The organism is Litorivivens sp. (assembly GCF_041625495.1).
Taxonomy (GTDB): domain Bacteria; phylum Pseudomonadota; class Gammaproteobacteria; order Pseudomonadales; family Spongiibacteraceae; genus Litorivivens.
Genome location: NZ_JBFJTH010000116.1, coordinates 1 through 12,343 on the forward strand (window position 1 = coordinate 1; position 12,343 = coordinate 12,343).

The window sequence follows — 12,343 nt, forward strand, 5'->3', positions numbered from 1 at the left end:
AAGCTTCCCGAAACCTATACAATTTGTCGAACATGGAATTTCTGCATCTTGATGTAAATTCCTCAGAGCTAAACCGCTTGATCGAAGAGCGGCAACCAGCAGCAATCTATCATCTCGGTCAGCAGTGTTCCGCGCCCTTTTCGATGCGGGACTGCGATAGTGCATTGTTGACATTGCGCAACAATGAAGAAGGAAATATGCGCTTGTTGTGGGCCGTGCGAGACTACGCGCCAGAATGCCACATCATTAAGCTCGGTACTTTTGGTGAGTATGCCAAGGCGGGTATCGACATTGCTGAGGGGTACTTTACCCCTGAATACAAAGGAAAAACGGCTACACAGCCGCTGCCTTATCCACGTCAGTCGGATGATATCTATCACGCATCCAAGATCAACGATACCAATTATATTGCTATTGCCTGTAAAAAGTGGGGGCTGCGGGTAACGGATATCATGCAGTCCACCGTGTTCGGTACGTGGACTGACGATATCGGTGACCATGCGGAGTTATACACGCGGGTTGACTACGATGAGTATTTTGGCACAGTCGCAAATCGCTTTATTGCGCAGGCGTTGATGGGGGTGCCGCTGTCTGTATACGGCACAGGACACCAGCGTACTGGATTGATGGCGTTGAACGACTCCGTGACATCGCTGGCATCGTTGTGGGATGCGCGGCCAGAGGGAGGATGTCATCGGGTTATCAATCATGTGACCGAAAAATCCTTTTCGGTTAACGAGCTGGCCGAAGCTATAGCCGAAAGCGCATCGGCCGAAGGATTTCCGATTGATATCCAGCGCGGTAGTTACGATCCACGGCTTGAGCAAGATCAATCGAAACTGGAATACGAGATTGAAAGCGCCTATGTGGATGAGCATCTGTGCCAATCTGATATGCGAGAAGTAGTGCACAAAAGTTTTCAAATGCTTAAACCCTGGCGCGAGCGGATCAACCCGGAGCTGTTCGCTCCCGAAATTGGTTGGCGTGGCAAGGCGCGGGTCCGAGCGCCCGAGACGCCCGTCGTAGTGCCATTGAAAACGCAGGGCAATCGGCATGTTTCTGGGCGCTCCGTACAATCGGAAGCGGGTTGGGAGCAGTTCCGGCAGGCACATTTTCCCTACGACAACCTCAACCTGAATCCGGGTACTCTGGGCTCACCGTCCGAGCCCTGTCTGGAGGCCCAGCGTTCCTTTCAATCGCGGGAACTCCTTGCTCAGCCCCTGCAGCAATACGCCAAAGGCAGGGACATCTATTTGGAGGCTCGCAAGCAAGCCGAAGTATTATGGCCGGCGCCAGATCACGAATTGCAGTTGGCTGGTAGCGCGTCCCAATGTTCGAATCTGTTGGCTCTGGCCTTTGCCCGGCTGGTCGGAAAACTGAATCGGCCGCTACGCGTGCTGACAACGATTAATGAGCATGTGGGAGGTATTGGCGCCTTTGAGCGTTTGCCGGAATTCAGAGTGTGCTATCTCTCTGAAAAGGAAGTACGGGATATGGACGCTTATAAAGCCCTCGTTTCCGGGTTCCGCCCGGATATCGGATTTTTCTCTCACATTGCGTACGACTCCGGTCAAAGCTTGCCGGTGTCGCAGTGGATGGATCTAATGCGAGAGCTGCGTCCTAGTGCCTGCAATATTCTCGACGTTTCGCAGTCGTTGGGGCTGACGCAGCCGGTTTTTGACAATGCCGATGTCGTGTTTGGCAGCTGCCACAAATGGTTGTTTGGGCCGCGTGGCACAGGCTTATTGTGGACCAATGCCCGGTTTCGGCAATTGGTGGGCGGCCTGAACTGGTCGGGCGAGCCGCTAGCGAAAGGTGCCTCTGATCTCGGCTTTTGTCCGTCTGGTGGCCTGGACTTTTCGCTATACGCGGGGTTGCTGTCTTGTTTCCGCTTGCACGGGGATGTCGGTGAGCAGGCTGTGCGGCAACGTAGCGCTGATCTTGCCCTGTACTTCTGTGTGCGCTTAACCAATTTACTGAAAGGCCATGGCATACGCTTTCGGTTGCTTGAGCCAGTGGACGGTCAGTTGGGTGCGAATGGCATGTTTACGCTATCGTTTCTCAACTACGACCCTTACCCTTTATATAGCGCACTGAATGCGCGCAAGGTGCATTGCAAGTGCATTAAAGACCGCGGGCGGGACGGCCGTGAGCGTAGTTTGCTTCGCTTTGGTGTGCCGTACTACGAAACCGAGGCTAGACTCCAGTGGGGATTGGCTACAATAGAGGATTGTTTGCGGGCCGAGCTGGCTGCGGCGGCAGATTCGGGCTTGAGATACCTGGCCAAGAGTGGCGCCCGACCGGCACCACGCAGAGAGCTCGCGGCGCGGTTTAACTGAGGAGTCAGTTAAGCTCTGCTTTAATAAAGGCGCGACTTTTGATGCGGCCGCCGAGGCGGGCGCCGAGATCCAGCAGGCGCATTTGCCAACCATACTTTTTAACGAGTTGCTGATGAGCTTCTCGAACCGAGGCATCGTCGTCCAGCAGAGTTGCCGTAGCGGGAACAAATTCCCCCAGTGCTTTGCCACTGACGGTGCAGGGCGCCAATCTGGCATCAGAGAAATTACGCAGCCGCTTTACCTTTCCCGCATTACCGGCGGAAAACATATATACGGTCTTGCCCTGCTGGGCGAACCAAACGGGCGTGTCGACCATGCTGCCATCTTTTTTACGTGTGCCTAATAAAACGTACTGGTGTTTGTCGAGCTCGCTCATGATGCTGTTCCAGGGTGGAAAAACAGCGCCAGAGCGTATCACGGCCAACTAAAAAAATCCCCCGCTGGGCGGGGGAAATAGGTTGTGACCTGGGTCTCTACGGGGGAATCAAACAAGCAGGGCAATGCAGTAGATGAAGCCGGTCACCAAAATAGACATTACGCTGAATTTGGCTGTGCTTTCGGCGATATCAGCGGCGGTCACTTGGGTGTTGGTGTTCATGGTGGTGCTCCTTTACAGGGGTGGTCAAATGTTTTCTCAATGCTGCTCAGTCTACGCTCCTCTGCATTTATTTCGCTTACAGCCGGCGCGCTGTCGGGCGCGGTCTGAGGGTGTTTGTAACGGAAAATTCATACGAATAAGAAAGGTAAGTTTCAGATAAAACAAGGGCTTAGGTTGTTTGTGTCGCTGCCGTTAACTACGGTTAATCCGTTGGTAATGATGTCGGCTGAGTTAAATCGCTGTAATACAAGGCAATTCCAATAACTACGGCAGGTACCCATGGCAAAGTTCAACGCGACCTCCACAACAGCCGAGGTGTTACAGGGGAAAAATCTGACGGGGCAGACGGTGGTTGTGACCGGAGCTACTTCGGGTATCGGATTTGAGGCTGCGCGCAGTCTCGCAGCGGCCGGCGCAGACGTGATTATCACAGGCCGGAGTAAAGCCAAGTACACAACGGCTCTGGAGGCGCTGCAGACGGCGGTGCCGGGCGCACGATTCGACGCAATTGAACTGGAACTGAGTGATCTGTCGCAGGTACGCACAGCGGCGGCGCACCTGCAGACAAAAGCGCCGCGTATCGATCGGTTGATAAATAATGCGGGCATTATGGCCTGCCCTCTGTCGCGTACTGCCGAAGGATGCGAGTTGCAGTTTGGCACCAACCACATAGGACACTTTCTCTGGACCTGTCTTTTGGTGCCCGCGCTGCGTCAGTCCACAGCACCGCGCGTGGTCAATCTCAGTTCTGCCGGGCACAAATATGCGCCAGTGAATTTCGATGATCCGCATTTTGAAGCGCACGCCTACGATAAGTGGCAGGCCTATGGTCAGGCAAAAACAGCGAATATGCTCTTTTCCGTTGGGCTGACGGCCCGCGGAATTTTGGCCAATGCGGTGCATCCGGGCGCGATCATGACGAACCTTGGACGTCACATGACGCAAGAAGATATGGCCCAGTTTGGCTCTCAGGCACATGAGAGCGGCTTTGAATTTAAAACGGTTGAACAGGGTGCGGCTACTAGTGTGTGGGCGGCTACAGCGCCTGAACTGGAAGGGCGCGGCGGGCTCTATCTGGAGGATTGCGGTATTGGTGAGCCGGCCAGCGAGGCATCCCCGACCACCGGATATTTTTCATACGGTCTCGACGGGGATGCAGCAGAACGCCTGTGGGCTTTGAGTGAGGAAATTGTTGGCGAGCAATTTACGCTGGCTTGATGCGCAGTGTACGGGTATCGCTAACCGGCTCACGCTGCCCCAGCGTGGATTCGAGCTTTTTCAGCGCGACTTCCCCGGTATGGCGGTACCCCGTGAGTTTGCCTCCATAGATTGCCAGCGTGTGTGGACGTTCTTCGTTATCCATCACAAAACGGGTTTCTCGGCTGCGTCTGTTCATGGACTTTTCAGATTCAGGGAGCACCCTTAGGCCAGCGAAACTGTCGACAACCTGGTTGTCGGATTCTGGAAAGTAGTGTGCGAAGCTGCGCTGCAGATAGTCGATTTCTGCCTCGCTTGGCGTCACATTGTCGACGCTGCCCGTGTGCTCTGCTTCCGTCGTGCCGACCATGATGTTGTCGCGCCAAGGGGTTGCGAAAATCGGGCGGCCATCAATCGGAGACTGCAGGTAATAGATGCCCTTCGTCAGGTTGCCGGGAATGATGATATGACTGCCGCGTACCAGTGCGATATCAAGCGCTGTCAGGCTCGGATCGAGTCGGGTTTGCACCTCGTTGACCCATGGCCCGGCCGCGTTAACCACCACTTTCGCCTTGCAGTAGACGGGTTTCCCCTTAATGGTGAGTAATAGCTTGTAGCCGTCGGCCTCCCGCTGTCCCTTGATGAGTTCGGCAGGGCAATAGGCTTTTGCGCCGAGGTCCATCGCTGATTTGACTACCGCACGGGTCAACATGCGATCGTCGGTCTGGGCATCCCAGTACTGAAAAACGGATCGTAGATCCTGTATTTTCAGGTCGTCGAGATAGCGCCAGGCGCGCCGGTCAAGACGGTGAAATTCCGATGTGCGGGAAAACCTGGCCAGTATGCGATACAGCATCAGGCCGAGCTGTATTTGCCAGCCGGACCGGCGGCTGTTTTTATAGATTGGAATGTAAAATGGGATGGGGTTGACCAGCGTTGGTGCATTTCGTAGCAGCAGCTCGCGTTCTTCGAGATTTTCCCGTACCAGATTGAAGTTACCTGTTTCGAGGTAGCGCAACCCGCCGTGAATGAGTTTACTGGACGAGCTCGAAGTGGCGCCGCCCCAGGACGATCGCTCAAACAGGGTGACTTGATACCCGGCGGCCGCAGCGGCCTGAGCTACGCCCGCGCCTTGTATTCCTCCGCCTATGACAGCTACTTCAGTTTCCAGCATATTATTTTTCTAACAGCTCGCCTATGGCGAAAGTTTCGATTTTGGCTGCGCCTCGCCCCAGCCATGACCGAGCCAGGTCAGCGTTGTCTATTTCGTATAACACACAGGGATAAGGTGCGTCGTGAAGCGACGTGCCGGGAGGGACGAGACGGTAATCCAGAAAAACGCACTGCGCACTTGCCGGCATCATCCCTGTGTCGTTCAGGTCATTCCAGTTTTCTAGTACCGGCCCAACCCGCCAGCCCAATTCAGCGGCCTGATGGAGTATACCGTAATCAAAACTGATCAGTATCACTTGCGGCAGAATCTTTTGTAGCGAGCGCTCAAGCTCGTCTAACACGGTGGTGTTGGCGAAATGCTGCAGAATATCCTGTTTGATTTCCACATATAGGGTGACTTGCGGGTGTGCCGCGACCACTTCGGCGAGGCTTTCCAGGCTGGAAATCACGGTGTCAGTTTCATTGCTGCCCAGACGATGAGCGGCGGAGATCTTGATGGTAATGAGCTCGTTGAGGGTGAGTGCATACACTTCCCGTGAGTCACCGCACTTGCGAAACAGTGTGGGGTCGTGAAACACCACGGCGCGGCCGTCACCGCTGAATTGCACGTCAATTTCAACATGCCGGGCGCCTGCGGCAATGGCTTTTTCCACGGCGAGTATGGTGTTTTCGGGGTAGCGGCGTTGCCAGCCGCGATGGGCGACCAGCCGGTCAGCAGACAGCGCAATCATTGTGACAATCGTGCCTCCAGCGCCAGAACAACCTGCTCTACGGTGTAAGCGAACAGCTCAGTGTCGGGGGTGAGGTAAGGCAGTATGTCGGCAAAGGCGCTCTGCTGTGAACTGTCTAGTTGGCTGAGCAGATCGGAAACTTCCTGCTGAGTATTGGTGCTGCGCTTGCGGGCAAATCCCATCACCAGCGCGCCAATCAATTGATGCCCGACCCATTGTGAGGCGGTCGCCAGTTGTTGCCCGGTAAAGCCAGCGTCTTTGAGTGTCAGGATCAATGGGGCGTGAACTCGCAGCCAGCTCGGTGGAATATGGTCGCTCTGTGGCAGCAGCGATACAACTTGGGGGTAGGCTGAGAGATGCTCGTAACAACGCTGCAGCCACACGCGTACTCTGTCCTGCCACGGGTTTTGCGGATTGAGTTGTAAATCGATGCGCCCCATGACGCGCTCGGCAATACCGTCCATCAGATCGTCGCGATGCTGCACATGCGTATAGAGACTCATGGGTGCCGTGTTAAGGGCCTTCGCCACGCCGGTCATGGTGATTTTCTGGCCGGGAGAGCGCTCGATCAGTTTCAGTGCACAGCTCAGAATCTGGTCGCGAGACAATTTAGCAGGGCGGCCTCGGCTGCGTGCGGGAGTGGCTTTTGGCATGGATGGTTTGATTTTTCCTGATTGACGTATATGTTACGGTAAATAATTCAAATTCTTCGATGGGCGTTAATCTACCATGACTTCGACTGTTAGCGGGGCATTGCCACCGGCGGCTGCCTATCACCGTGTCCCAATTCGCCTGTTGAATCGTTGTCTGTACTTTGCCAACGCCGTCGGAATTGGACGAGTGCATTTTAGCGCAGACACCTTGATGGCGAAGGCGAGTGTTGAGACGGGGCTGGCCGACTTTGGTGATAAGCGGTTTCTAGAGCCATTTCATCTCATCTGCGACGGGCTAAACAACGAAGCCCGGCTTAACCCGGTGGGTGCGCGGCTTACCCAGATGTCGCTGATGCGCTTGCTGCGCCATCGGTTGTGGGCCGAAGACCTGATATCGCGACATCCGGAAATACTGGCGCGGGAGATCCGTGCGCCGCTGGTCATAGTTGGTCTGGCCCGCTCTGGAACAACTCGCCTGCACCGTCTACTGGCGGCCGATCCGGGGTTTTTGCATCTCAAGGCCTGGGAATCGGTTAACCCTGTCCCGGGCCCGGCGTCTTTTCGCGCCCGCGCGTCAGGGCAAAAGGATCCGCGCATAACGGCGACAGAGCAGGGGCTAAAGGCGGTGCTGTATATGAGCCCTCAGATTGCGTCAGTACACCCGCTGGGTGCCTTTGAGGTCGAAGAGGAGGTGGGGCTGTTACAACACGCATTCTCCAGTCAGTTGTTCGAAGTGATTACCCACTTACCCAGTTTTGCTCGCTACCTCATGCAGACTGACCAGACTTATGCCTACGAGTACATGGTGCGCCTGATGAAAATAATCAGTTGGTGGCGCGGCGATGACGACCGTCCCTGGGTTCTGAAAACGCCCCAGCATATGCAGGACCTGGATGCTTTGCTATCCGTTTTTCCCGATGCGCGCCTGGTGTGCTCCCATCGAGATCCGATAAAGGTGGTGGGGTCAGCGTGTTCGATGGCTTGGAACTCTTTGGTGCGCGATACGGATACTGTTGATCCACACGGAGTTGGTCAGGAGTGGTTGAACAAAACCGATGCCATGGTGCGGAAAACCCAGAAGGTCAGGGCCTCTGTGCCAGCTGAACAGCAGATCGACGTGCTTTATCAGGACATCAATGCCGATTGGCGCGCTGTTATTGAGCAAATTTACGAATATTTCGGGCTGCCGTTGAGTGATCAAGCCCTGACCGGTATGCAAGACTGGCTGGACCGAAATGCCCGGCACAAGCACGGCGCACATAACTACCGACTGGCCGATTTTGGTCTGGACGAGGGGCAAGTGGATCAGCGATTGCTGTATTACCGGAAAAGATTCAATATTCCCTACGAGCGCAAGAACCCCCACTTGGCGAGTGGGGCTTCCGTCTAGGTGCGCGGGGTTTTAAAGCAGCGTTAGTCTGCCAGCTTGAAAAACATTCGATGACGTCCGGTGTCGATGGACTCAATTTTTACGGTGAGTTCCTGGTCTAGCTGGAAGTTCTTCTCGTCATTGTAGAGTCGCAAGGTAATCGGGTCGAAGCTGAGTTTGCCCTCAATGCCGCGCACATCCACAAAGCCCTCTACGCCGATATCGTCAAGGCGCACGGTAAAGCCGCCACCTGCCACCTGTACGATATGTGCGGCAAAGGCTTCGTCTTTGTGTGCATCCATGTACTGACACTTAAGCATCTGTTCGGTTTGATAGCTGGCCTGTCGATTGCGCTGCAGCAGGGCCTGTTGCTCTTCCACCCATTCGCTGGCCAAGGCCGGAAGGCTTTGCTCACAGAGCTTAGCGTGGAGGCAGCGCTGCACCATGTAATCCATACTTTTGCGCAGGGGAGAGGTGCAGTTTGTATAACAGGAAAAGCCGAGCCCATGGTGTGGCTTAGCCTGCAGGCTCCACTCGGCGCGCTCCAGCATGCGGCTGATAATGCTTCGCAGTGGGCGTTCAGCGGTGTTGCCGATCAATTTGTGTTGCAGTTCGATATAGGCCTTTAGCTCGGTAAAGGGCAGCTCGCTCAGCTCACTGGCATATTCAGTGAGCAGGCTTTTTACATTGGCCACTCTGTCTTCGCGTACGCCGCGGTGGGCCATGAACAGCGCCTGGTCGTCGCGCAGGTATTCGGCAGCGCAGCGGTTGGTGATAAGCATGCACTCTTCCACTAGGCGGTGAGCGTCATTGCGTTCCACCTTGCGGATATGGTCGATCTTGCCGCTTTCGTTAAGAATCAGCCTGAAATCCGGACGGTCGTCCATTACCAGGTGTTTCTCGCGGCGGCGGCTAAGCAGGGTGTCCAATACCTGCTTCAGTGGGTTTAGTGCGGGGTGTTCAAGTTGCTGGTCACCGCGCAAATGAGCGGCGACTTCTGAATAGTTCAGCTTGGCCGTGGAGCGCACGGTTGCCTGTACAAACTCGAAACGGCTGATTTCACCCTGCGAGTCTGTTTCGATGTCACAGACAATCGCCGGTCGAATGGCATCGGGCAGCAGAGAACAGCGTTCCTGGGTTATTACCTCGGGCAGCATTGGCAGTACCCGCCCTGGCATATACACCGAGCTGTTGCGGTGCATTGCGGCCTTTTCCAGCGGGCTGTCCGGTGCTATCAGTGCAGAGGGGTCCGCGATGGCGACCATCAGGCGCCAGCCACTATTGGTGCACTCGGCAAATAATGCATCGTCCAGATCGCGAGATTCCGGCGAATCGATGGTGACAAACGGGATGTGAGTCAGGTCCTGGCGTTGTGCGGCGTACTGGTCTTCCACCAGCCCCTCCATCTCGTCATCGCGCCACTCACTGGCCAGATTGAATTTCTTGATGGTCAGGGCTGCTTCAATACCGGGCTGATCGGCAGCGCCGATATTGTCGATGATTTCCACCAGCGACTTGCCGTCACGAATGGGATGGCGCTTCACCCGACATTCAATGATGTCGCCGGGTTGGGCTTTTTTGCGTTCCGAGGGTGGAATAAACAGCAAACGATTGAAGAACAGGATATCGGGTTCGACAAAATGGGCTTTGCCGCGGGTCACGTAGCGTCCCACAAAGGTGTCCAGTGGGCTGTCCAGCAGCTTTTCGATCTCGCCGGCCAGCTTGCCGTCTTTTTGGGTCTGAATGGCAATTCGAACCCGATCGCCCGGAAACACTTTCTGCATTTCCGGGGGAGGGAGAAAGATGTCGCGTTTGTCTTCAAGGCGAACAAAGCCGAAGCGCCCCTGGCTGCCGCGCACCAGGCCTTCTACCCGCTCGACGGAGTCGTGAATTTCTCTTTTGAGTTGCTTGAGTTGTTGCAGGGAGTCCTGATTGAGCATGTGTGCGGCGGTACCAAAAGCTGTTGCGGGAAGGGCGTAAGCCTAGCGGATATCGCCGGGGAAGTCAGGTGGTATTTGGGCTGGGGCCCAAACCCACCTGCAGGCGGCGCCTAGAATCCCTCAACCTGGTGAATCTGTTTCCACAGAAGGCCGGGGGCGAAGCGACGGATCAGCGCGCCGATGCGTGAATCGCGGTTGGGGAACACCCAGAATTTGCCTTTCTCCAAGTGTATGTCAATGGCGTCGAGCACGTCTTGCGGATCGAGCATGGTACCCTGGTCCAGCATTTTAGGCCAAGCGGTGGCCTTGCCCTGCTCCAGCAGTGGTGTGTTGGTCGTGGGGGGGCATACACAGGCGAACCGCACGCCGCTATTCAGGTGCTCGTGGTACAGAACTTCCGTAAAGAATGCCACGGCGGCCTTGGTGGCAGAATAGCCTCCGGTGAGCATGGTGGGCAGAATGCCCGCCATGGAGGCGAAGCTTATAAAGTCGCCCTGACCACGGGCAATCATGCCGGGTAATACGGCTTTGGTGATATTCACTAGGCCACCGTAATTGATGTCCATCATCTTTTTCATGACAGCCGCATCCTGCTCCAGCAGTTTGCCAAAGGGCATGATGGCCGCGCAGTTGTAGAGACGGTCGATTGGCCCCAAGGTACTTTCCACCTCAGCGACCGCTTTGCTGACGGCCTCGCCATCGGTAATGTCTACCACCCAGTGATGAATGCCCGCATGCCCGGTGGCAGTTTCCGCCAGCCCGTCGGCGCTAATGTCGAAGATCGCCACGTCTTTGCCTTCGGCAGCCAGATTGCGGGCTGCCAATCGGCCCATGCCGCTGCCACCGCCTGTGATGAGTGCTACTTTGCCGTGAAATGCCACGGTACCCTCCTAGTGTGAGTAAGTGTGAGTGTGTTGTTTTTGTTGTTATGGCACTGGTTTTTTTTAATGAGACCGGATTAAAGTGTAATTGGCAGCCCCCGCACCGACAAGAACATTTGACAGGGTGCCCTCGGGGTTCTAATAATCAAGACATGGTTGTCATGGAATAATCATTTGCTAGCGGTATATTTGCCATACACCACATTCCGGGCTTTTGCGCCCACCCCGCCTATCAGTTTGCCCCTGTACCTCCCTCGTATGCGCTTGTTTCAAGCGCCGTTGTTTCCCACTGTGAGAGCGCCCTATGGAAAAACTGTTTGTACTGGATACCAACGTTCTGCTTCACGACCCCATGGCCCTGAACGCGTTTCAGGAACACCGTGTGGTCATTCCCATGACAGTGCTCGAAGAGCTCGATGCGATCAAAGATAGGCGTGACAAGGACGTCAGCCGCGAAGCGCGCATTGCCATTCAGGCCATCGACAAAATCATGTTTAATGCCTCGCCGGCCGAAATTCAGGCGGGGGTGGAGATTCCGACGGCGCGGGAGGATGGCCGCTGCGGCACGCTGTCGATTTTTGCGGATCAACTGATCAGCCACGATAGCGATGCTCCTTACCTCGATGGCTCGGTGCACCAGACCAACGACAATCGCATTATCAACGTAGCGATGCACCTCCAGGCCACTCGGCCTGAGGCCTATGTGTGTCTGGTGACCAAAGACATCAATATGAGGCTGAAGGCAAAAGGCTCGGGCTTGGCCAATGTGGAAGACTATCGCCGCGACCGTGTGCTCGACGATATCGAATACATGGCCAAAGGCTATGAGCAGATCAGTGGCGATTTCTGGGCGGGGGTTGAGGAAGTGGAAACCGTTCGCGACGGCGCCCAGACCCTGCATACTATCGACCGCGCGCGGCACCCGTCGGCTCACCTGAATCAATTTCTGCTCGATGAGCACGACTTTGTCGGCTACGTGCGCAATGTCAGCGAGAACAGGTTGCAGGTGCTGGATTTAAGCCGTGAGCAGTTGATGCATCAGCGCCTGTGGGGGCTCAAGCCGCGCAATATGGAGCAGGCCATGGCCTTCTTCCTGGTGCAGCAGCCGCATATCGATATGAATGTGCTCACCGGCCCGGCAGGCTCGGGTAAAACCTTGATAGCGCTGGCCTATGGCCTGCACGCGATTCTGGAAGAGCGACGTTATGACAAGCTGATTGTGGCGCGTTCCACCCCGCCGATTGCCGAGGATATCGGCTTTCTGCCGGGCACTGAAGAAGAGAAGATGGCGCCCTGGCTGGCGGCCTTCGACGATAACCTGGAAGTGCTGCACGGCAACGATGAATCTCCGTTCAGCAGTATTGAATACGTGAAAGACAAGGCCAATATTCAGTTCAAATCACTGAACTTCATGCGTGGCCGATCCTTCAACAATGCCTATATCGTTATTGATGAGGCGCAG

10 protein-coding genes are annotated in these 12,343 nt (G+C 55.4%); 4 read left to right on the plus strand and 6 right to left on the minus strand.

Annotated elements, in window-relative coordinates; genetic code table 11:
• A partial coding sequence (locus ABYP39_RS13135) for an NAD-dependent epimerase/dehydratase family protein (protein ID WP_372782947.1) occupies positions 1–2,339 on the plus strand: 2,339 nt, incomplete at its 5' end.
• Positions 2,340–2,343: 4 nt separating this feature from the next.
• Here the strand turns inward: ABYP39_RS13135 and ABYP39_RS13140 are convergent.
• Positions 2,344–2,715, minus strand: a complete 372-nt coding sequence (locus ABYP39_RS13140) for a PPOX class F420-dependent oxidoreductase (RefSeq protein WP_372747933.1) — start codon at positions 2,713–2,715, stop codon at positions 2,344–2,346.
• Between the two features lie 501 nt (positions 2,716–3,216).
• Here ABYP39_RS13140 and ABYP39_RS13145 point away from each other — a divergent pair.
• Positions 3,217–4,155, plus strand: coding sequence for an SDR family NAD(P)-dependent oxidoreductase (locus ABYP39_RS13145; RefSeq protein ID WP_372758548.1), 939 nt, complete (start codon positions 3,217–3,219; stop codon positions 4,153–4,155).
• Here ABYP39_RS13145 and ABYP39_RS13150 read toward each other — a convergent pair.
• The 3 genes from ABYP39_RS13150 to ABYP39_RS13160 are packed head-to-tail and all read right to left on the minus strand — an operon-like array spanning position 4,142 to position 6,691.
• Positions 4,142–5,308 (minus strand): FAD-dependent oxidoreductase, encoded by a 1,167-nt coding sequence (locus ABYP39_RS13150; RefSeq protein ID WP_372749113.1) that lies wholly within the window; start codon positions 5,306–5,308, stop codon positions 4,142–4,144. The genes ABYP39_RS13145 and ABYP39_RS13150 overlap by 14 nt on opposite strands.
• A 1-nt stretch (position 5,309) precedes the next feature.
• On the minus strand, positions 5,310–6,038 hold the full coding sequence (locus ABYP39_RS13155; protein WP_372749112.1) for a glycerophosphodiester phosphodiesterase family protein: 729 nt from the start codon (positions 6,036–6,038) through the stop codon (positions 5,310–5,312).
• The gene (locus ABYP39_RS13160) at positions 6,035–6,691 is read right to left on the minus strand and encodes a TetR/AcrR family transcriptional regulator (RefSeq protein ID WP_372749111.1); all 657 of its coding nucleotides are present in this window, start codon (positions 6,689–6,691) and stop codon (positions 6,035–6,037) included. The genes ABYP39_RS13155 and ABYP39_RS13160 overlap by 4 nt, the downstream gene beginning before the upstream one ends.
• A 76-nt stretch (positions 6,692–6,767) precedes the next feature.
• Here ABYP39_RS13160 and ABYP39_RS13165 point away from each other — a divergent pair, with 76 nt between their 5' ends.
• A complete protein-coding gene (locus tag ABYP39_RS13165; protein WP_372749110.1) occupies positions 6,768–8,081 on the plus strand; it encodes a sulfotransferase in 1,314 nt (437 codons plus the stop codon).
• Between the two features lie 23 nt (positions 8,082–8,104).
• Here ABYP39_RS13165 and ABYP39_RS13170 read toward each other — a convergent pair whose 3' ends face one another.
• Complete coding sequence (locus ABYP39_RS13170) at positions 8,105–10,000, minus strand: VacB/RNase II family 3'-5' exoribonuclease (RefSeq protein WP_372759271.1); 1,896 nt, start codon at positions 9,998–10,000, stop codon at positions 8,105–8,107.
• A gap of 110 nt (positions 10,001–10,110) precedes the next feature.
• Positions 10,111–10,881, minus strand: a complete 771-nt coding sequence (locus tag ABYP39_RS13175) for an SDR family NAD(P)-dependent oxidoreductase (RefSeq protein ID WP_372764350.1) — start codon at positions 10,879–10,881, stop codon at positions 10,111–10,113.
• 304 nt (positions 10,882–11,185) lie between these two features.
• Between ABYP39_RS13175 and ABYP39_RS13180 the strand changes: the two genes are divergently transcribed.
• On the plus strand, positions 11,186–12,343 hold a 1,158-nt coding region (locus ABYP39_RS13180; RefSeq protein WP_372782950.1), incomplete at its 3' end, for a PhoH family protein.

What these genes read in the sequence shown, in the direction of transcription:
- ABYP39_RS13140 (WP_372747933.1), bottom strand. Translation starts at nt 2,715, where the DNA reads ATGAGCGAGCTCGACAAACACCAGTACGTTTTATTAGGCACACGTAAA.
- ABYP39_RS13145 (WP_372758548.1), top strand. Translation starts at nt 3,217, where the DNA reads ATGGCAAAGTTCAACGCGACCTCCACAACAGCCGAGGTGTTACAGGGG.
- ABYP39_RS13150 (WP_372749113.1), bottom strand. Translation starts at nt 5,308, where the DNA reads ATGCTGGAAACTGAAGTAGCTGTCATAGGCGGAGGAATACAAGGCGCG.
- ABYP39_RS13155 (WP_372749112.1), bottom strand. Translation starts at nt 6,038, where the DNA reads ATGATTGCGCTGTCTGCTGACCGGCTGGTCGCCCATCGCGGCTGGCAA.
- ABYP39_RS13160 (WP_372749111.1), bottom strand. Translation starts at nt 6,691, where the DNA reads ATGCCAAAAGCCACTCCCGCACGCAGCCGAGGCCGCCCTGCTAAATTG.
- ABYP39_RS13165 (WP_372749110.1), top strand. Translation starts at nt 6,768, where the DNA reads ATGACTTCGACTGTTAGCGGGGCATTGCCACCGGCGGCTGCCTATCAC.
- ABYP39_RS13170 (WP_372759271.1), bottom strand. Translation starts at nt 10,000, where the DNA reads ATGCTCAATCAGGACTCCCTGCAACAACTCAAGCAACTCAAAAGAGAA.